The organism is Streptomyces ziwulingensis (genome assembly GCF_039542605.1).
GTDB classification, from domain to species: domain Bacteria; phylum Actinomycetota; class Actinomycetes; order Streptomycetales; family Streptomycetaceae; genus Streptomyces; species Streptomyces ziwulingensis.
In genome coordinates this window covers 154,189-174,791 of sequence record NZ_BAABIG010000041.1, presented here as the reverse complement: position 1 = coordinate 174,791, position 20,603 = coordinate 154,189, and the positions used below count along the sequence as shown (strand labels likewise).

Here is a 20,603-nt window from a genome sequence, read left to right as displayed (position 1 = left end):
CGAACACCTCCCCGCACCCCCCGGCCGCGGACCCCACCACCCCCCAGCCCCCGGGCTCACCCACCCCCGACCCCGGCAGCGCCCAGCACCAGAACCACCCCCACCAGGACAGCCTCGAAGACATCCGCGCCGACCTCGACCACCACCCCGGCGGGCTCACCCCACCCGACCCCACCGACCAACAAGCCCTCACCGACGCTGTCCCCCACAGTCCCGACGGCACACCCCAACGCTTCCCCGACCCCTTCGGCCCCTGGACCCAACTCCAGAACGACGGCGGCAACCAAGTCCCCGGACGCAGCAACAACTGCGCCGACTGCTCCCGCAGCTTCCTCGAAACCTGGTACGGCAACCCCCAGGTCTCCGCCCCGCGTACACCCGACACCGACGCCCAGGGCAACCCCGACCCCTGGTCCCCCGAGAGCAACGCCAACGACAACCAGATCCGCTGGACCGGCGCCTCCCACACCTACGCGGGCCCCGGCGGCGACCCCGCCACCGCCGACACCATCGCCGACACCCTCCGCCAAGCCGGCCCCGGCTCAGCCGCCATCGTCCAGGTCGACTGGCCCGGCGGAGGCGGCCACGCCTACAACGCCGTCAACCACAACGGCGACATCATCTGGATCGACACCCAGAGCGGCCAGGTCAGCCACCAGCCCCTGCACATCGACCAAGCCGCCCACGTCTGGCACATCCCACTCGACGCCGACCGCAACCCCATAGACACCACACAGCCCGCCACCTCCACCTCCACCTCCACCTCCACCTCCACCAACCAGCAGGGCTCCCAGTCCTCGGGGCAGCACACGCAGGGCACCCCCGGATCGACAACCCCGGGTAACGACGGGACGCCGCACAACGGAGTCCCGGGCGAAGCCCCGAAGCGCGCTGACGCGGGCGCCACGGATGCGACGAGCAAGCGGGACAAGAACAGGGACGCGACCCCGGCCGACGCCGACGGGACCGGTGGCGCCCCGCCCCTCCGTGACGGCACCCACCGGGAGGAGAGCGGCGACCCCACTAAGCCGTCCGTATCCCGCGACGCCGGTCTCCGGCACATGCCAGGAGAGGTGGACGGAAGCGAGCGAGGGCGGGAGGCTCCGTCGGCCGGTGCGATACCTGACCGGCCGGCACAACCGACCGGGACTGACACCCCTGAGCAGCCGGGGCACGGCCAGGGGGATGAAGCCAAGTACACCGATCCTCATGACCGCGGCGAGAGCGACACCTCTGACGAGAGCCGCCGCGTCACCGAGAACGGTCCGGACAGCGATGTTTCGCGCACGCACGCGACACCGGAAACCGAAACATCAAGGGAGTACGGGCTGGAGCCCGACGACCTGCAGCAAGATCTGCGAGACAGGCGCGACGTGTTCCGGGTCGAACTCGACCGAGTCCACGCCAGGCTCGATCACTGGGCGGAATCCGGGGATCTCACCCGCGTCCTGCGGGCCACATCCGGTGACGGCCCGCATCCGGCTCCCGAGGGGCCACACAGGTTCACCCGAGACCAGCTCACCAGCAGCCTGCCGGGCTTCGATCGGCTGTCCAGGGGCGAGCAGCAGGCCGTGGTCGCCTCTCTCGCCAGGCTCAGCCTCGCCTTCCACCAGCAGCACAGTGTGGGACGCAGCCCAGAGCGCATCGACCACCCCTACCGGAACGAGAACGAAGGCGACCCCGCTCCCGGCACCGCCGACCGAGGCGCCAAACTGTCCAGAGAGTCACTCGGCGTGCGGCTGCACCGCATGGCGATGAACGCAATGTTCAAGAAAGCGGAGTTCAAAAATCTCCTTCCCGATGAAGTGAGCACTCTGCGGCGACAAGGGCCCGACTTCAGCGGCAAGAACTACGCGGTTCTGGAGGTACAGGGTCCTCCACCGGACCATGAAGTCGAGTACATTGTGGATTCCTCCGTTCCCGCCAACCAGAAGCTGCCAGGAGTTCAGCCGCGCCATTCAGAGAGGCACCTGTTGGACTGGGTCAAGCGTATGGACCCGGACGGCACCAAGTACAAGCCCCTCGGGCTCTACACCGAGCGCGAGCCCTGCGGCCAAGGCCAAGGACACGCCAAATGCTCGGTCGCCCTTCAGGACTCACTGCTTGAGAACGTCCCCATCCACTACAGCACCACGTACCGAGACGATCCGATAGGCGTGAACAGTCGTGAGCAAATGGCAAAAGACAAGCGCAGCACTCTTGCGAGTTTGACAGGGATGTCGGACCAAGACATCCGGCAGCGCATGCAAGATGAATGGAGTGAGCGTTTCAAAGACGACGAAAAGCGCCTCAACAGAGCCTTCAAGAGGATCGAGGGTGAGAGCGGCGCAAGCCTTATCAACGCCATCGCGAAGGAACTGGACGCCCAGCGCAAGGAGACCAGAACCGACGAAGAGGATGCCATCGGAGAAGAATTCAACCGGCACATGGACGCACTCGCAGGAACCTGGTCCACTCTGCGAGGCCAGCTACTCGACTGAGGGCCTGTGACATCGCCCCTTCTGGGACCCGGTTGACTCTACGTTCGCCGGTGGCGCGTTTTCTGATGTGCCCAGCGAAATCGATGAGCCAGCCGCTTCGAACTCCCTGCTTTCGTTACTGTCGTCGCCGGTAGCATGCTGATGAGCCCGCACTGGAGATCTCAGAAAAGCCCCTAGTAAGGTGTGGCCATGTCAGACAACATCGACGCTCTGCTGAGAGACCTGTCAGAAGGCGACCGGGAGCTGCGGAGAGCTGCGGAGAACTCTCTGGTCACGCTCGGTGGACAGGCGATCGACCGCCTACTCCTTCATGCTGGCGACAACGCCCCGACTCCTCTGAGAAGGCGAGTTGAGGCCGTCCTGAAACGTATAGATGTCGATGCGGTACCCCGTTTGCGACAGATCCGGCAGGAGGGCCCCGGGGAATTGCGGTCCCTGGCACTGAAGGTCCTGGTCGACGCGGGTGGTGCCGCGGCACTCGGCATTGCGGACCGACACGCTGTGGAACGCCTGTTGCGGATCAAGCTCAAGGACCAGCACCCGGTCAAGCTCCCGTCAGAGGCCGGCCGCTGGCTGGCATTTCCGGCCGACCGGCTCGATACCGTCGTGTCCACCCTCGGCCTGCACGACCTTCAGGCGATCACCAGCACGGCCGGTATCGCCGCAGCCACCGAATTCACCGACGCCCTGAAAGTCGAGGACGCGCAAGCAGAGACGCAGACCGTCTACCGCGTGTACATCACCCCAGAAATCACCAGTTGGCGCGCGGCACTCGACCCCGAAGACGACAACGTATCGACACCCAGGTTCACCACCTGGCGCCTGTTGTGGGGAAACTCCTACCTGGACGAGCGGGATGGTTTCACCCTGGCCGACAGAGTGAGTGAGCGATGCGGCGAAGCCCACTTCTACCTGACCGATCCCTACAATTCTGCGGAAAACTGGTACGTCTCTCGTAACGGACACCCGGTACGCGGCTTCAGCACTCATGCCTTCCCCCAATTCTCGGGCGATCCGTTGCCGTTCGAAATCGAGTACAGGCAGGACGCGGTTGACGAGGAAGAGGCAGAAGAATACGCGCAGGGCGTCCCCTATGCGCTGACGGCAGCCGATAACCTTTCCATCGAGCCCGGGTCTGTGCTCCCACGTGACACGAGGGGGCACGGCTGGCTTGCCACCACACACCCCGACCTGTCGAACCTGCACTTCAAGGGAGCCCTGCCCCTTTGACACCGCCCGCCAAAGGCAGCGCGGGAGGGGCCCCTCTCCTGCCCCACCCCTCCTGGGGCATCTTCCGCCTTCGACATGACCAAGTTGCTCCCCCACACCCCAGCGGACGCCCCGACCGACCTTCACACCGCTGCCACCGTCGAGGGCAGTGAGAGCGGGTGCATCCGCCCCAGACCCGCCGAAGTCTCACCCGGCCTCGCCCCCGCCAGTGCGTTGCGCTGGATCGACAGGCCCCGCGACAGCACTGCGTGGCTGTGGACCGGAGGCGGGGAAGGGGCCGGCAAGACCGGGCTGTTCCGGGAGATCGCCGAACGGCGTTCCGACGCGCTCCACCTCGACTGCGCGGGCCTGCACTCCGAGGAGGTCGCGCGCGAACTGACGGACGCCCTCGGCGTGGCCGCGCCCGGCACGTACGACGCGGACTTCTCGAAGGTGGTGACCGGTGTCACGGCGGGGCCGGTGGTGCTGCTGGTGAACACGCAGTGGGCAGGCTCCCTGCGCACCACGCGTGAGCCGGAACGGGCCATCGAGCAGGTGGTGCGGACCCTCATCGGGAACCATGAACGCAGGGTGCGGATGCGGCCCTTGATCGAGGTGGCGCACACCGCGCCCATGGTGGGCTGCTGGTGGCCGCTCTCCGGGGGCGCGAGCTGACATTGCGCGGCTCGGGTGAGTACGCCGCGGACCCGACCGGTGCCGAGAACCCAGCCCACGTGACCGCCTTGCGCGGCCTAGCGATGGCGGAGTCCCCTTCCGTCCCACTTGCCAACCTGTACTACCTAGCCGAACGCGGAATCTGGCCCTCCTCACACGGAGAGTGGCTGGCTCTTCTGCACCATTCGCTTCTCGGCCGCGGCCGGTCCGGCAAGACCTTGGCCGAAGGGCTCCTCGCCGCGGCCCACCGGTCCACTCTGCCCTGGCACACCCTGTGGTCCCATGGCACCGGGCCCGGTGTCGCCACGACGGAGCACCTGATCAGGCGCCCGACCGTACGCCGCCTGGACCTCGTACCCGCCCGGTCGGACACCCTGGCCGTTGCCACGACCGGCCGGGGCGGCCGTTCGGCGTGGCATCTCGACAGCGGCGAACCCGCCGACGATCCCGGCGACGACGCACCTACGATTCCGGATATCGCCCTCCGACCGGCTGACCGGAATGCGGCGCGACCGGGCCTCCTCAAGAGGATGCTGCGTACGGACACCAGGCTGGGTGCCGCCGACTTCCCCGATGAGGCACATAACGCTCCCGCCGAGTGGTTCGAGAGCGTCTGGGGCCCTCCTCACCCAAGCGGGTCCCGGAGCACGCCCTGCCGCTCGGTCTTGCCGACACCGACACACGTCTGTTGGCGGAAGTGACGGGGCCGCCTGACTCCGGACGGACCCGGACACTTCTGCGGCTGCACGAGTGCGTCCCCGACTCGGTGTTCCTGGACGCCACCGGACTGACCTGCGAGGACCTCATCCTCCAGCTTGTCGAGAGAACCGGGCGAACCCTTCCGGCGCGCCGTTCCGACTGGGCCGGCGTGCTGGCGGACTCCGCTGTCAGGGGTGGCCTGGTCGTCATCGCCAACACCCAGCGGGCAGGCCGCACTCGTCGCTCGGCGGAACCCGACCGGATGGTGCATCGCTTCGCGGTCCAGCTCGCCGTGGCCGGCCGCTGCGAGGTGGTCCTGGAAAGGAACCTGGCCGACACCAGGAAGTGGCACGGAAACAAGGTGATGACGCTCCAGCCCGTCGGGCAGCCGGAGTCGGCTGCGGAACATCCGGCTGCGGAGGATCCGGGAGACGCGGGCACCGACGCGTTGCGGGCGCTCGCCCTGGCCGAGGTGCGCCGTACTCCGTATGCCGTCTGGAGTGCGCTCGCCCAGGCTCTGGGGAGGAGGGCGGGGCGGCCCGTCGACGTCACCGCCCTACTGCGGTCCACGCGCGCGATGATCGAGGTGGATGCCGACGACTGTGTGTCCTTCCGGGACGAACGCGTCGCGGAAGCACTCCGTCGCACCACCGAGCCAGGACTCGTACGCGACGTGAACCGTGACGTCGTCGAGTGGCTCGGGGCCCAGCCCGTCACCGGCACGACCGGCCGATATCTCGTGCAGGGCCTGGCCATGCACGTCGTGCAGGCGGATGAGTTCGACTCCGTACAACGTCGAGGGCGGCTGGCCGCGCATCCCGACCAGGTCGCCCTGATCGACGCGGCCCAGTGCGACGACGCTCATCCCGTACGGTTCGACTCCCCCGCCGGTGATGCCGTCAACCTGTGGACGTCCGGCGTCGATTCACTGTCCCAGGGCGAATGGGCCTCCTGGCTGCATCTCACGAGCACCGCACGCGGTGACCGGGAGACCGCCGCCGAGATCGCCGCCTGTGGGCTCGACCTTCCCTGGAAGGTCCGCTGGGCGCGCTGGCGATCACCGGGGGCGATGGATGTCAGGTCCGTGCGTCCCGGACCCCTGCACCAGTTGGCCGTCGCCGGCGACGACTACCGCGCCGGCCGGACAGCGGTCGTCGCGCGCGGCGGCCGGGACGAGCGGTACCGGGTGTGGGACGCCGCGACGGGGGAGGAACTCGCCGGTCCCTGGCCGGAGGGCAGCCCAGTCGAGCCAGGACATCCTGGTCGCAGCGGCGTACCCACTCGGCGACAGCGGTCCGGGAGTTGTGGCCGGCGCTGGTGAGAGCACACACTCCGACCGCGAGCAACGTCGCCAGCCGGAACCGTACGCCGCGCGGATTGCGAGGATCGGGCACCCGGGCCAGCGCGTCGAGCAGCCCGGACGGCAGCACCGCCTCGCTCCGTGACACTCGGGACGCGGCCTGTGGCAGGAGCGGAGCACGGGAAGGATGATGGTGCAACGAGCACGGCGACCTTACCGGGACCGAACTGATTCGCCGCTTGGTGCGGTGAGGTCCTTGGTCATGAAGACGCGGCTGGTACCCGGTGGATCGCAGGGCACCTCTCCCAGCAGCTTCCACCCGTACTTCTGGTAGAAGCCGGGAGCCTGGAAGGTGATCGTGTAGAGCACGGCCGTGCGGCAGCCACGGGCACGGGCCTCGTCCTCGGCCTTCCGGAGGATCTGTGTTCCCAGCCTGCTGCCCCGCAACCGGGGTGGCAGGTAGAAGAGGTCGAGGAAGAACAGCCCGAGCGAGGTACGCCCGGTCAGCCCGCCGACCACCTGGCGCGTTGCGGGATCACGGACCAGGACGGCCAGAGGTCTGCGGTCGGCGATCCCCGTGTGCTCGACGTTGAAGCGGTCCAGCGCGTCGGAGATCGCCGCGATGTCCGCCGGGGCGGGGGTGTCCGTGAGTACGAAGTACGTCCGGGATTCAGGCTGGTGGGAGCCTGTGACGGCGATGTCGGACGAAGTCATGGTTGCTCCAGTACGTGAGCAGAGGCGGCGCGGCCTCGCGGGCGGATGCGGGGCTGGCGAGCCCTGCGCACGTGCCGACGCTAGGACGCGGACGCTTCGACAGCCGTCGAAGAGACGTCGGCGACAATGGACACCGTGGACTTTCAGCGCGCAGGTCAGGACGTGGGGGTGGACCTGGCAGGGGTGGCCAAACTACTGGCCGACGGCACCCGGGCCGCTTTCTGCCTCGCGCTGCTCGACGGCCGGGCGTGGACGGCAACTGAGCTCGCGCGTCACGCCGGCATCGCACCGTCCACCGCAACCTCACACCTGAACCTGCTCGTGAACGGCGGACTCCTTGTCGAGGAGCGACACGGACGCCACCGCTATGTACGGGTAGCCGACCGCAGGGTGGTCGAACTGATCGAAAGCCTTGCCGCGCTGGCCCCGCAGGACAAAGCCCGGCCACGTTCACTGTCGGCCTCCGGCCGACAGCACGCACTGGCCCGCGCCCGGCTGTGCTACGACCACCTGGCCGGAACCGTCGCACTGGCGATCACCGACGCGATGGTCGAGCGCGGACTGCTGGAGTGGGGATCCGATCCGGGCCTGACCAACAAGGGCACCCTCTGGCTCGTCGAGATCGGCATCACGGTGCCCACCGGTTCACGCCGCCCACCAGTACGCGCATGTCTTGACTGGACCGAGCGCCGTCCCCACCTGGCCGGCGCCGTGGGCGCCGCCCTGTGCACCCACGCACTCACCACCGGATGGATGACGCGCATCGGCACTACCCGCGCCCTGCTCGTGACACCCGCAGGATGCGCGGCATGGCACGACCACCTCGGCCTGCCGCCAACCGAACTTTGATTCCGGTCCGGCTCGGGCCGCGCCGACACATGATCAAGTCGGACGAACAGGACTCGACCCGGGGCCCTGCCCGTACCCCCGAATCACGAGTACGAGATCGCCCTGCCATCCGCGCCGTCGTCCCCCCTCGACGGTGGCATCGCCGAGGAGCAAGGGGCCCCATGGCTGCACGCCCTGGCCGCTGCCGAGACCAGGCAGGTGTCCGTGGCCTTCTGGGGGCTGCTGTGCCACGCCGCTGAAGCACCCGCCAGCGTCGAGGAACCGCAGGCCCTGGCCCGCCGCCGGACGGACCTCTCTCTGTCGGAGGATCCGTCCGGTGATCCGGCGGTGGGGTTCACCTCCGACGGGCTCGTGCACGCCTTGCGGCGCGCACGGCCTTGTCCGGCGGCCCAGGCAAGATGGGTCGAGGCACTTCTCCTCTCCCTCGGTGCCGAGCACGAGGGTGGGCGGCGCGGTAACGGGCCGGTGGCGCGTTACGCCGCTCGGGCTCTGCCGCTGCACGCCGCTCACGCGGGCGTCCTGCCCGGCAGCGTGCTGGAGAACGGCTCGGTGCTCGCCATCTGCGCACCGAACGGGCTGTACGAGACCCTGCGGGTGGCCTATCCCGACGGTGTCCCTACGGTTCGCCTCGAAACGTACGGAGTTGGCCGACCAGTTCCTGAACGCGGGAGTGGAACTCCCCTGGCGAACCGTCTGGTCGAGCTGGCGGCCCGCGGGGATCTTCGGAATCGGGACGACGGACGCCGGCAGAGTCGGGAACGCCGGTAGCCCCCTCCCGGACGGGACTGGCATGGCCGCGGACGTCTTCCGTCGGATGCTCGGCCTCATCGGCCGCGCGTCCCTCACAGACCCGACGAGGGCCGACTCGACGGCACCGGGAGGAGAGCAACCTCCTGCGCCAGCACATCGTCGATGCCGCGTCCGGGACCTCGACGACCAAGGTTCCACGGCCGGTGCCGGTGCTTGGACGCACCCGCTGTACAACGAGTGAGGAAGCAGAGGCAACGGGCAACCCCGCCCACCCCTGTACACGGCGGACGAGGAGGGCGGGGCAGGCGTGTGAACAGAGGGTGCCGAGACGCTGACGCGTCGTCCACGGGTCACTGATAACTTGCTGCTTCCGCCAGTTCACTCCGTGGGGAGACCATGAGTCAGCCGCCGCCGTTCCAGCCGCCACCGCCGCCGGCACAGCCTCCGCGCCCCCCGCAGAACTCGCCCGCCCCGCCGCCCCACCACCAGCAGCAGCCGCCGCCCGGGTTCGGACCTCCGCCGGCGCCGCCCGCCGTCCCCGGCCAGCCCCCGATGTATTACGGGGCGCCGGCGCAGGTGCCGGGACAGCCGATGTACCCGGCGCAGCCGGTACCGCCGTACCGGGCGCCGTACGGACAGCCGCCGCGTGCGCGCAGTGGTCATCCCGTCGGCGCGGTCTTCGTCGGGCTGTGCGTGTCGGTCGTCGTGTCGCTGCTGTACAGCGGACTGATCGTGCTCACCTACAAGGAGCAGTCGCTCGCCGCGTCCCAGACCCTCTACCTGGTCCACGCCGTCGTCAACGCGGCGATCGTCGGCGCGCTGGTCGGCCTGATGGGCCACCGCAGTACCGGCGCTCCCCTCGGCGGTGCCGTGGTCGCCGCGCTCGCTGCCTTCTTCGGGTTCACCAACGCCGTGCCCCTCATCCTCGCCGAGAGCCAGTCGCCCGCGGCCATCGGCGACATGATGCAGGTCGACCCCCTCATCCCGGCCAAGGCGTGGTGGAACGACGAGATCAACGGCGGCGTCGACTGGGTCTCCCCGCTCGGCCTCGTGATCGCCGCGGTCGTCGCCTGGGGTCTCGCCTACGCCATCGGCAGGAGCCGCGGCCGGCGCTGACGCCCGCGAGGGACCGGCCGCACACTCATGTCACGCGCTCTCCGGGCGGTGCCGATGCCGAAGTGCCCGCCCTCGTCCACGAGGAGGAACGCCAGAACCGGGCTGACCGGGGCCGAGTCGAGATGCTCCAGGGACTGCCGCAGACCCGCCAGCACACGGCTGCCCCGGGCCTAGTCGGCCTCCGTCACCGTTCCGCTCCGCCTCCGCCTGCGTCTGCGTCTGCGCCTACGTCTCCTCCTCAGCCTCAGCCGAAGTCGTTCGTGCCCGGCGTGGGGCGGGTGCCGATGGTTTCGTCGTACGTCGGCATGTTGGTGCCGTACGAGGCGCGCGGGTCCGGGGCGGTGCCGGTCCCGTGACCGACGGGACGGCCGCTCGGGTGCCCGACGGGGTGCTGTGTGCCCGGGCTCGGGCGCAGTACCGCCGGCATCGCGCCGGGGGTGGCCTGGACCGCGGTGTCACCGTCCGTCCGCTCGAAGTCCTGGGAGGTCCGCTTGTCGTTCCACTCGTGACCGTCCGCGGAGGAGCGGAGGTTGTCCCCGCCGGCCCGGACCCGGGCGTGCAGGCCGTCGAGCGCGGGCTTCCAACTGTTCGCGATCTCCGTCAGGGCGGGCCCGACCGACCAGCCGGTGAGCGAGCCGCCCGCGGTGCCGGCCTCCTTCACCGCCTTGTCGGCGGGGCTCTTCATGTCACGGGCTATGCCGTCGCACGCGCCGGCGGAGGCACGCAGCTCGGCCGGTTCGACATCGGTGGTCCTCGACACGTCCGGTTCCTCTCACACGTTCGGTTCGGGCGGTCAGAACTGCTGCTGGGTCGCGCCGGGCGGGAGCATGCAGGGGGTGCGGACGGCGAAGGAGAGGGCTTGGGGCTCCGTCTTGCCCGATCCGACAGTCGTGGCCGTGACCAGATAGGAGTTCTCTGTACTGCGGGCGCGGAACACCGCGGAGGTGTAAGCGTCCTTGAACTCCCTGTATCCCGTGACCTCGTATCCCTGCTGCGGGAGCTCCCGGCGGAGGGTCCGCACGACGCGCGTGTGCTCCGTGACGGGAGCCTCGGAGTAGACGTAGTAGAAGAGGCTGTACCGGCCGTCCTCAGCGACCTCGTCGTCACCTCCGACGCACGCCTCGAAGTTCACCTTGGCCGTCGCGGGAGTCAGCTCGACATCGGTGAGACGGGCCATGTACGCCGTGTAGTCCTCGGCCCATTTCACCGCAGCGTCCTTCCCCATGCGGGGCAGCGGGGCGTTCGGGTCGTCTTCACTCGGGGACATGCAGCCTCCAGTCGAGAGCAAGGCCACCACGAGGGCGATGACCGTACGGAAGAACGAGTCACAGACCGGGGACGATGTACGCCTCCGGCGGCAGCTCCGTGCCCTCCTTCGGCACCTGTGTGGGCTGCCGTCCCGCGATGACGGCACCCTGGTTGGCGAGGGATTCGCTGCCCGTGTCCCAATATCCACTGTGGCCGTGGGTGTCCACTCCGAAATTGTTGCCACCAAAGCCTCCGAGCATCGGGTCACGGCCGAGAGTGAGGTCGGAGGCGTGGTTGCTGACGGCGTCGTCCTCGGCACCGCCGATCCATACATGCTCCGGGTCCATCTGGAGGTCCTGCGCCTCGTCCACCGTCATGCCAGGACTGCCCACCACGAGGACGTCGTCGGCGCCCAGGCCCGCTCCTCCGGCGGCGGCGGCCCCCACCACGGTGGACCCGTAACTGTGGCCCAGTACGGTGGTGTGACTCGGCGACCCGTCGTGGGCCGCCTGCGTACCCGCCACGAACTGCCGCAGATCCGGCGCGGCGTCCTCGGCCCGGCCGGTTCCGCCGACACTGTTGAAGTCGGTCAGGGAAGCTTCGGGGGCGTCATAGCCGAGCCAGGTGACCATTGCCACGCTCTCGCCGTTGGACTGTTCTTCCGCCGAAGACCGCAACTTGCCGATGCGCTCGACCTGGCCCGGCACGGCCTCCATGTTCGTGTTGGTCCCCGGCACCAGGATCCCCGTGTGCGCGGCGGTGTCCGGATTGCCCATGGCGATGATGGCCCGGCCGTCGTCCTTGGAGTCGTAGCCGAGCAGGTACAGCTCTTTGCCCTTCGGTGCGCTGTCCGACGCCTCGATGCGGTCATTGAGCAGCGTGAGGTTGTTGAGCCGCCTGTTGACGGTCTCCGTGCTCTCGCCCGGAAAGTGCTCCGCGTAGTTGCCGTATTGCAGAGCGTTCAATTCCTGCGTCACGGACGTACGGTTGGCGTCGTCGCGTACGTCGGTCGGCAGTCCGTCCGTCGCCCCGATCTCCTTCGGATAGAGCGTGGTGTACGTCTGGCGGTCAGCCGGGCTGAGCGCCTTCCACCAGTCGGCGGCCGCCTTCGGATCGTCGCCGGGTATCTGGGGGGCGGTTACGCCCACGGCCTTCATCGCGTTCTTGACGTCCAGGGCGGATTCAGCCGCCGAGTCGTTGTTGAGCGGGTCGGTGAGGATGTCACCGCTCAGTTCACCGAGGGCCGTGCTGCCGTCGCCACTCGCCTTCCGCGCCTCGGTCAGCGCCTCGTCGATCCGGGCGCGGTACTCGCCGAGCAGCGAGTTGCGGTCCGCGATGATCGCTTGGACGTCGGGGTCCTGGCGGGGCAGATCGTCCGTCGTCGGGTCGCTGACCCATCCGTCAGCGTCCACCTCGAAGCCGTCTTGCTCCGCTCGCCGGACCGCGTTGCGCAGCTTGGTCTGGGCGGCCTCCATCCAGAACCCGGTGGTCTCCAGTACCGACGCGACGGCCATGGCCTCCGTTTCGACGATGCCGATCCGCGACTCGACGTCCTCCAGGTAGAAGAGGGCCGCGTCGGCGTCGTCACCCTTCCATGCCTGGTGCAAAGGCCCGGTGACCTGTCTGCGGTGGCGGTCGGTGAGCAAGTCCATGGTCGTCGACAGTGCACGCCAGGACTTGGCGGCGGCTTCGAGATCGGAGAAGTCCTGCTTCATCAGCCGGGTGAAGTCAGAAGCCATGTCGGCTCCCACCCGGTCGGCCCGCACGGCCCTCAGGGCATGGCGGACCCGCACACACAGACATGAGGCAACCCCCGTTGCTACGACCCACTCATGAGTTCGAGACGTTCACCCTAACCGACGTCTCACTCACCGGATCAAGCTTGTGGAGGGACTACGTCCGCCCTATAACCTGTGTCCCGACGCTCGTTCTCGTAGCAGATCCCACCACTCAGGCCCACCTTTCAGGCCCACCTCTCAGGCCTCATCACTCAGGCCTCATCACTCAGGCCCCACAACCGGTCGGCTTCCTCGACAGCATGATGGGAGAGCGGACGTGGCTGCGGCACCACGTCTTCGGTCGTCCGGTGATCCGACGCTCACGCATCCCTCGCGGCTGTGCCTCCTTGCCTGGTTCGTCGCACAGTGGATCGTCGTCCCGCTCGATCTCATCCTGCGGACGCTCTGGCTGCTCACGGTGTTCTTCGTTCTTCGGGGACGGAACGCAGGACATGCTGCCGCGCCTTCTCGAACCGCTGTCCCGGTTCATGTCCCCAGTGGCACTCCTGCGACGGATGTCGCACGACGTCACGAGGCACGAGGCGCACCTGGCCCGCGAACTCGCCCGCCTCGCCGAGGAAGCCGGCCGGCACCGTTTCAGCCGGCGCAGCCGGGTGTTCCACCACGTCACACGGCAAGTACAGCCCGAGGGGTGGGTATACCTCATCACGCTGCATCCCCGCGAATACCGGGGCGTCCCGCTCAGCGTCCTGCGGCGACTCGCGTCCGCCCACGCCTTCGCAGGGGAAGCCTCGCCCACCCTCAAGGACGGGGTGACCCTTCGTTCCTTGCCCGCGGCGGGATCAGCATGATGCGGTCCGACGGTCGGATCAGTGGCTGCCGGGCCGCGGGGTCACCGACAGCAGGTCACCGACAGCAGGTCACCGGCGCCCGGCAACGTCAGTACACCACCCGTTTGCTGCCGGTGCCGCGCGCGTACCAGAGACAGAGCCCCCGGCCAACGCCGGGGTCCGGAAGCGTTGATCGCCTTCATCAGCCAAGCTCCGTGCTCACCGCGGTGGGACACCTTGACCTCGAAGACGGTGCTGTACTCGGTCCAGCGCGAGCCCTTTCTGACCACCCGGCTGTGGAATCGCAGAGGGTAGGGTAGTGACGCAGGACTTGCGGCACTGCGTCAGGCGGACGCCGGCCCACAGGCGGTAGGCCGTGAGTACACACACGAACGCGGCCACGACCAAGGGCAGTGTCAGAAGGAACGACGCCTCCGCGCCTGCCCTGTTCACCGCCACGGGTACGCCGACCAGGACCACCACACAGGCCAGCCGTGCGGCGAGAAGTCTCGCCAGGATGACGTAGTTGTCTCTCATCACCTTGGCGACGTCCGTGGCCGCTGAGGCCGCCGCGGCATGGGGGCTCTCCGGCATCTCATCTCCGTCCGTGTACCGCTTCGGTTCACCCGAAGTCATGGTGCGTGTCGGCCAGTTCCACAGCGAACGTCACCAGTTGCAGTACGGCGATGCCACGCGTGTCCGCACCCGTGACGAGGAATCCCGTCCCGCCCGGCAGGTCGAGTCGAGTCGAGTCGAGTCGAGTGGTCGCATGCCCTCGTCCGGCCGGTCCGAAGCGGTCCCCGCCAGGCTCGCGAGCACGAGCCTGGCGTCGGCTCCGGACGCCGGGACGGCGCAGACCATGAGAACGGAGGAGGTGAAACCTCCGGCCCCGTCCGGGTGCGGACCCAGGGCGCACCCGAGGACGTCCTGCGCGTTCAGCAGGCCCGCGACGCCGGCGTAGAAGCGTGTGACGCTTTCCGCCCGCTCCCGCAATTCGGCTGGAAGGCTGAGTACCTGCTCGACGAGTTCGATGACTTTCTCGACCGGAGGATTCAGGTCCAGCCGTAGGTAACCGTGCGGCAGTCCGTATGAGAAAAGGAGTTTCGCACGGCTCTCTGCCTCCGTGTCCACGCCGGTCACGCCCGTCACGCCCGTCACGCCGCTGTTCGCCTTTCCGCTGCCCCCATGTCTGTCACATCTGCCCTCTTCGTCACGCCCATCCTGCCATCTCCGCGACAGCGTGGAGAGTGGCCGCGGCCTTCGTACTCTCCGCCGAATTGTGTGCGGAGCCGTCCTAGGACACCAGCCCCAGGCTCTCCGTGGAGGACACAAGATTCGCCGCGACATTCGGGCCGTTGGCGCTGATGGACGCCATCAATTTGCCCGAGGCCCCCGCGCTCTCCCCGGCGAGGCGCCATGTATCGGCGACTTCGTCCGCGGCGCTCTTCGAGAAGGCAGGGACGATCTCCTTCACGAAGGCACCGGCCTTCTCCGTGTGGGACACGGCCACCCCCGTCCTGCCGGCCGTACTCACTCCGTCGGCGACCTCCCTCGCCGTCAAACCGAGCGCCTCTCCGCCGGGAATCATTTCGACGGTGTCTCCGGCGATGGAGACCCAAGCGGCAAACATGTCCACGCCGCTCCGGGTCCGCCAGGTTCTTTGTTGGATTTCACGCCCTCGCTGACGGCCTCGACCATTTCCTTGGTCTGTTCAGAACCGTATTTCCAGCGCTCCTGAAATCAGTCGCAGACCTCGTCCAGCCGCTGCGTGCCGATCTGTTCGGCCCGCACATGCGCCAGGCCTGATCGCGCGCCACCCAGATACTTCACTCAATCTTCAAGGGTTTTGAGGAACCGCCCCCAATTGATCGACATCCGTCTTGAATGTTCCCCCATGAGCTGGCTCCTCAAAGTCTCGGCTACTCACTTACCCACCCCGGCCGATCGGGGCCGGCCGGGCACGTAGAGGGCCGCCGCTGTGCCCTGGTCTACTGGCCCTGATACGGGGGTTGCTGCGTGTAGGGGTTGAAATTCAACATTCAGGTCGCTGCTGAACCGCCCGGACGACCGCGCGGCGGGGACGACTTGGCGGTGCCCCCGCTTAAGTATCCCCGCCGGCCGCGAACGCACTGAGAACACCGAGAATGCCCGCCGCATATCACCAGTCGGGGCTTGCTCCTCGACGGTCGCACCCCTGTCGTTCAACGCCCGATCCTGCTCGACACTCAACATCCCGTGCACGACCAGGCCCGTGTCGAACACCAGGACAGCGGGCGTCTTCTTCGGAGACACCCGCCACCCGCGCGCTCCGCGGCGAGCGTCCCAGCACAACGACAGTTCCTGCCGTTCCAGCACGGCGGGCAGTCCCCGCTTGCCTAGATCCGACCGGAAACACACCCGGCCCGCATCGGTTTCCACCTCAAGGTAGGTATTGCCGTGGGACTCCACGGAGCCGACGAACGTACCCGGCCCGCCGACGCGGGTGTAACGGCCGCACAGGGCCTTGTCCCTCCCGTCCGACAGCGAGAACGCGCGAGAACCGTGCCGCCCCCATGCGTGGTGGACGGCTCCCAGGCCGGCGAGGAGCGCCGCGGCCAGCACGAACCACCAAGCGGACGCGAGCAGCGTCTCGCCCCACACCCGCCAGCCGAGACCGCGTTCGTCGCCGGCCAGGGCGCCCAACTCGGGTGCGGTGGGCGCGTACAGGACGGGCACCGGATCGCCGGGACGTGGCCGCTCGAAAGTCGTCGACCTGACCCTCGTCGTCACCGGCGCCGTCGACGCGAACGGGGAGCTGGACGACCACCGTGGCCGCGTATGGATCTTTCCCCTTGGAGGTCGGCTTCTGTCGCACCTCACCGACCTTCTCCGCCCGTGCGACACCGAACTCGGCTACGGCGGCGTGCAGGCGCTCGGTCAGATCGCCCCGCTCGGGTCTGCCTGCGGTCAGGGCAAGCGTCGCGATGACCGCTGTGGCGAGTCCGAACACCCCGGCGGCCAATCGGATCTGTTTCACCCGCCTCGACGGAAGGCGGCACGGCAACGAGGGCCAGGACGACGAGGAGCGCCGGGACACCTCATCGTCGGCTCTCGCGCCTTCGGCCGCTTCGGCACACAAGTCCTCGGCGACCTCTGCGAAGGGACGGGGGCCCCAGGCGTATCGCCGCAGCGCAGCGATCACTCCCAGGCATGCCGTCACACAGCCGAGGCGCAGAAGAATCAGCAGCCGCCGCAGCGGCGGGTTGTCGCAGAGCAGCCACAGCGCGAGTACGGACGACACCGACACCGACCCGATACCCGCGCACCATGCTCCGATCTTGGGCGCGGCTCCGGTCGATGTACGCGTCCATGCCGCAGGGAGCATCAGCCGAAGTCCTCACACACCCTGTCCGTCGCCGCTCCAGACTTCCCTGAGAACGACGGCTGCTCACTCGGTCCAGTGATATCGGACAACTCCCCTTGCATGAAGGCAGCCCGCCATCAGGGCCCGGTCCACTTCCCTGGCCGCGGTTACGGCGACCACGGGCCACCGTGAGGACGATGGCGCCCACGGGCACGACTGTCTCGGTGCGCCCCGGGTTGGGCGTAGACCGCCTCTCGTACCACCGTCTCTGCTCGCCTCTCACTGACCGTGGCGAGGCGGCTGCCCTGGAGGCGTCGGATACCCCTGACTCTGGCCGGCGTCGGGGGGATACGGATACGGCTGCTGGCCCGTCGGAGGCTGTTGCGGGTATCCCACGGGATACCCGGGCGTTCCTCCGCCGGAACCGGGGCCGCCACCGCGATTGCCGCGGTTACGGCGACTACGGATCACCGCGAAGAGGATGGCGATGACGACTACGACGGCTGCGATCCCAGCAATGACCAGGATGCCGCCCGAGGAGGACTTGCTCTTCTTCTTCGCCTGCGTCTTGCTGTCATCGCCGTCGGAGGCGGCGCCGGAATTCGTGGACGTGGAGGCCTTGGCGAGGGGGCCCTCCTTGGGCCCTGCGGGGATGTCCATGGTCAGCGCGGAGCCTGGGCGGGCGATGCCGTAGCCCAGTTGGCTATCGGGCGCCTTCTTTCCCTTGTTCTCCAGGAACGAAGCTGCCTTGATAAGACGGTTAATGGTCTGCCCTGCGCTCAGGTTTGGGTACTCGGAGCGGAGAAGAGCGACGATCGCCGATACATAAGCGGCAGAGCCGGAAGTTCCATCTGCTTTCACGTACCCGCTAGGGCTTGTGGGGTCAGCTTGAGGTGTCTGAACACCTGGGGCAGCGACGGTTACATTCCCGGTGTTTGACTTGCCCCAAAATCCGAGACTTTGATCCACAGCAGATACGGCCACAACCCCCGGCAGTGCCGCAGGATAGCTAACAGTGCCAGCGTCATTTCCTGTAGCAGCCACTACTACGACATCGTGATCTTGGGCGTAAGCGATGGCCTCGGCAGCCTTCGATCCGGGATAGGCACTACTATCACCGATGGAGAGATTTATGACAGATGCACCCTGGTCGACCGCATAGCGAATTCCGGCCGTCAGGGCTGCGGTGTCAACATTGTTCTCACTGGTGTCTACCCTCACGGGGAGAATCTTTGATTCCGGGGCAAGACCCATTACACCAGCGGCACCATTTGCCCCATGTCCGTGACCGGCGATGAGGCTGGCCATTCCAGTGCCATGTCCGGCATTATCCTGCTGAGGGTTGTCAGACCCGGTGAAGTCCTTACCAGGAAGTACCTGCCCGGTAAGATCCACATGGCTGGCGTCGACACCTGAGTCGACCACAGCGACAGTGACATCTGCACCTCGAGACGTCTCCCAAACCTTCTCCGCGTCGTACACCGTTAGCGGCCATTGTCCGTCGCGGACATAATCTGCCGACGCCGTCGAGGCTGAAGTGAGGAGCAAGGCTCCCGTCAACGCCACAACTCCTGTCGTGGACCAGACTCGTTTGACACCCACCTGCTTGCTCCTCACTCAACTTCGACTGGCTTTACCAGTCATTCACAAGGCGAGCCGCACGCTTCGCGCGTGCGGCTCATCCGTTCAACTACTCGATAGTGCGCGGCACATTACGGTTGCGGTCCTCTTCCGAGATCCAGGTCTCTTCGTCCTCGACAAGGTAGTCGGGACGGTCTCCCGTGCTGTTCTCGTCCTCCGGCCGGCGACCCTTGCGGCCGCCCAGGGCGCCAGCCCCACCACCAGCCATGGCGCCGCGCTGGGTGCCTCCCCGGCTGCCGTGGAGGCCTGCACCACCGCCTGCACCCTTCCCCGTGATGCCCTTTGCCGCACCGACGACGCCACCGCGAGACTTCGCAAGAGCTCCGCGGCCACCCGCACCGGCAGCACCGCGGCCTGCGGCGCCGGCGCCAGAGCCCATGCCTCCCATGCCGGCTCGCCCACCAGCACCGCGTCCCGCCGCCGCACCGCCTCCAGCCAGTCCGCCTCGACCACCGGCCACACCGATGCCACCGCGTCCTGCAGTGCCACCGCGGCCGACACCCGGAACGGCACCGGGCGTCACGATGCCCGGCCCTTGAGCCCCTGCAGTGCCGATAGCACCGCCACCTCCGCCACCCGTAGCAGCGCTGATACCAGGTCCAGTTCCGGTCAGGCCCGGAGAGATACCGTCCACCTTCGTACCGGTTGTCGGGAGCTGCGATCCTCCCGTGATACCCGGGGTTCGGGACACTGTGGGGGCTGGCTTCACGGTGTTTGTTGGGCCAGCGCTCCACGGCTTGGTAGAGCCGCTGGCGTTGCTTGGCCCCTTACCACCTGATGGTGGCATGGAGATGGGGGTAGGCATCGGCGTTTCGGGGTTCGGAGGCAGGAAGGGGTCTCCGCCGTCGTCAAATTCTCCACCACGCTTCGCATACGCCTTGTAATTGACCCCCAACTGCTCCATGATCGCCACCCCCTGAAGCTGGGCCTCTTTACCCGCTGACAAGGAGTCCGCGTTTGCCTGGCGGGCGGCGTCGGTGCTTACTCCCTTGTTGATGTCTTCCAGAAGTTGCTCGTCGCTGCGCTCGTCATCCGTGAGCTTGTCCCAGGCTCTCGACCAGCCAGAAGGCTCTTCGACCTCCCGCATCTTGGCGATGGAGTTCCGCAGGTCGTTCTGGACGGCGTGCGTGATCTCGCCGTAGTGGTTGGCCCATGCAGCTCCGTTGCGGACGTTCTGCATGATTTCGTTGGCCTTTTTGCGGAATGCCTCGGCGGCGTCGCCCTCCCAGTGTTCGAGGACGTTCTCCACAGCGCTCTGCAGCATGCCCGCAACACTGTCCTTGGATGAGACCTGGTCCACACCGCCGCTCTTCCCGTCGCCGTCGCCGCCGGAAAGGATGTTGTGGACGGACTTCCAGTGCTGGCTGACCTCGTAGATCCGACCGGGATCCGCATCCAGAATCATGGATCGCAGCTCAGGGATGCTCATCTGCATGAAAGGCGTGTCGAGCTGGCTGCGGTCCGGGCCGCCCATACCTCCGTCGGGGAGGTCATCGAGCTTCTCGTCGTGCTTGTCCTGGATCCGCTGCTCTTGCGCCTCTTGCTGAGCCTTGATCATCTCAGGACTCTGGTAGCCGTAGCCGTACATCTTCGAAGGTCCCCCTCGTCGTCAGTGACCGGTCGCTGAACCGCTAGTTGGCCGCACCCTTGGGAGCAGCGCTCACGCCTTGGGCGTTCGCCTGCTCCTGGTTGCTGTACTTGTCCCTGACCTTCGAGGTGCTCGAGCCGAAATCATCGACCAGCGTGTGCAGGGACCTGATGATGTTCTCGATCCGAGCCTTCTGCTTCTGGTGAGCTTCGTGAAGTTCGTTGGACTCCAGGAACTTGGCACTACCGAACGCGCTGTTCGGAATATCCGTCTCGTACTTGGCCTTGGTGTTCGCCTTGTCCATGTCCGAGAGAAGGCCGTTGAGCTTCCGGATGACCTCATCCAGCGCGCTCAGATCAACCCGCATTCCGTTGCTCATACCCCGTTGTCCTCTCCCCTGTTTTTCAGATTTTCGGCGCTGC

The 20,603-nt window shown here is 67.5% G+C and carries 18 protein-coding genes; 6 read left to right on the top strand and 12 right to left on the bottom strand.

Translation table 11 applies throughout. From position 1 onward, the window contains the following. The 3 genes from ABEB00_RS21205 to ABEB00_RS21195 all read left to right on the top strand — a co-directional run. Nucleotides 1-2,480: toxin glutamine deamidase domain-containing protein (locus tag ABEB00_RS21205; RefSeq protein WP_345621516.1), on the top strand; the 2,480-nt coding region annotated here is incomplete at its 5' end. Between the two features lie 189 nt (nt 2,481-2,669). Then, on the top strand, nt 2,670-3,710 hold the full coding sequence (locus ABEB00_RS21200; RefSeq protein ID WP_345621514.1) for a HEAT repeat domain-containing protein: 1,041 nt from the start codon (nt 2,670-2,672) through the stop codon (nt 3,708-3,710). Between the two features lie 75 nt (nt 3,711-3,785). Next, nucleotides 3,786-4,364, top strand: a complete 579-nt coding sequence (locus ABEB00_RS21195; protein ID WP_345621513.1) for a hypothetical protein — start codon at nt 3,786-3,788, stop codon at nt 4,362-4,364. A 1,255-nt stretch (nt 4,365-5,619) separates the two neighbouring features. Here the strand turns inward: ABEB00_RS21195 and ABEB00_RS36105 are convergent. The 3 genes from ABEB00_RS36105 to ABEB00_RS21180 form a co-directional block, all read right to left on the bottom strand. Then, entirely contained in the window at nt 5,620-5,928 is a 309-nt protein-coding gene (locus ABEB00_RS36105) for a hypothetical protein (RefSeq protein WP_425586539.1), read from the bottom strand. 211 nt (nt 5,929-6,139) lie between these two features. Beyond that, entirely contained in the window at nt 6,140-6,457 is a 318-nt protein-coding gene (locus tag ABEB00_RS36100; protein ID WP_425586543.1) for a transposase family protein, read from the bottom strand. A gap of 119 nt (nt 6,458-6,576) precedes the next feature. After that, nucleotides 6,577-7,077: a GNAT family N-acetyltransferase gene (locus ABEB00_RS21180; RefSeq protein WP_345621512.1), complete on the bottom strand. Its 501-nt coding sequence runs from the start codon at nt 7,075-7,077 to the stop codon at nt 6,577-6,579. A 126-nt stretch (nt 7,078-7,203) separates the two neighbouring features. Here ABEB00_RS21180 and ABEB00_RS21175 point away from each other — a divergent pair, with 126 nt between their 5' ends. After that, nucleotides 7,204-7,926, top strand: a complete 723-nt coding sequence (locus ABEB00_RS21175) for an ArsR/SmtB family transcription factor (RefSeq protein ID WP_345621511.1) — start codon at nt 7,204-7,206, stop codon at nt 7,924-7,926. Between the two features lie 1,146 nt (nt 7,927-9,072). Beyond that, a complete protein-coding gene (locus ABEB00_RS21170) occupies nt 9,073-9,792 on the top strand; it encodes a hypothetical protein (RefSeq protein ID WP_345621510.1) in 720 nt (239 codons plus the stop codon). 244 nt (nt 9,793-10,036) lie between these two features. On the opposite strand, the gene ABEB00_RS21165 is transcribed toward ABEB00_RS21170, so the two are convergent. From ABEB00_RS21165 to ABEB00_RS21155, 3 genes are read right to left on the bottom strand one after another with little or no spacing between them, the layout of a single operon-like run. Next, entirely contained in the window at nt 10,037-10,552 is a 516-nt protein-coding gene (locus tag ABEB00_RS21165; protein WP_345621509.1) for a type VII secretion target, read from the bottom strand. Nucleotides 10,553-10,585: 33 nt separating this feature from the next. After that, complete coding sequence (locus ABEB00_RS21160) at nt 10,586-11,059, bottom strand: hypothetical protein (RefSeq protein WP_345621508.1); 474 nt, start codon at nt 11,057-11,059, stop codon at nt 10,586-10,588. 58 nt (nt 11,060-11,117) lie between these two features. Continuing rightward, nucleotides 11,118-12,779, bottom strand: a complete 1,662-nt coding sequence (locus ABEB00_RS21155) for an alpha/beta hydrolase (protein WP_345621507.1) — start codon at nt 12,777-12,779, stop codon at nt 11,118-11,120. Between the two features lie 491 nt (nt 12,780-13,270). Between ABEB00_RS21155 and ABEB00_RS21150 the strand changes: the two genes are divergently transcribed. Then, complete coding sequence (locus ABEB00_RS21150; protein WP_345621505.1) at nt 13,271-13,630, top strand: hypothetical protein; 360 nt, start codon at nt 13,271-13,273, stop codon at nt 13,628-13,630. Nucleotides 13,631-14,275: 645 nt separating this feature from the next. On the opposite strand, the gene ABEB00_RS21145 is transcribed toward ABEB00_RS21150, so the two are convergent. The 6 genes from ABEB00_RS21145 to ABEB00_RS21120 form a co-directional block, all read right to left on the bottom strand. After that, a complete protein-coding gene (locus ABEB00_RS21145; RefSeq protein ID WP_345621504.1) occupies nt 14,276-14,767 on the bottom strand; it encodes a hypothetical protein in 492 nt (163 codons plus the stop codon). Between the two features lie 136 nt (nt 14,768-14,903). After that, the gene (locus ABEB00_RS21140; protein WP_345621503.1) at nt 14,904-15,245 is read right to left on the bottom strand and encodes a hypothetical protein; all 342 of its coding nucleotides are present in this window, start codon (nt 15,243-15,245) and stop codon (nt 14,904-14,906) included. A gap of 287 nt (nt 15,246-15,532) precedes the next feature. Continuing rightward, nucleotides 15,533-16,291 (bottom strand): hypothetical protein, encoded by a 759-nt coding sequence (locus ABEB00_RS21135; protein WP_345621502.1) that lies wholly within the window; start codon nt 16,289-16,291, stop codon nt 15,533-15,535. Nucleotides 16,292-17,231: 940 nt separating this feature from the next. Then, nucleotides 17,232-18,554: a S8 family serine peptidase gene (locus tag ABEB00_RS21130; RefSeq protein WP_345621501.1), complete on the bottom strand. Its 1,323-nt coding sequence runs from the start codon at nt 18,552-18,554 to the stop codon at nt 17,232-17,234. Nucleotides 18,555-18,642: 88 nt separating this feature from the next. Further along, nucleotides 18,643-20,181, bottom strand: a complete 1,539-nt coding sequence (locus ABEB00_RS21125) for a WXG100 family type VII secretion target (protein ID WP_345621500.1) — start codon at nt 20,179-20,181, stop codon at nt 18,643-18,645. A 43-nt stretch (nt 20,182-20,224) separates the two neighbouring features. Beyond that, nucleotides 20,225-20,560 carry a hypothetical protein gene (locus tag ABEB00_RS21120; RefSeq protein WP_345621499.1) on the bottom strand — a complete coding sequence of 112 codons (336 nt, stop codon included), beginning with the start codon at nt 20,558-20,560 and terminating at the stop codon, nt 20,225-20,227. Between the last annotated feature and the right edge of the window lie 43 nt (nt 20,561-20,603).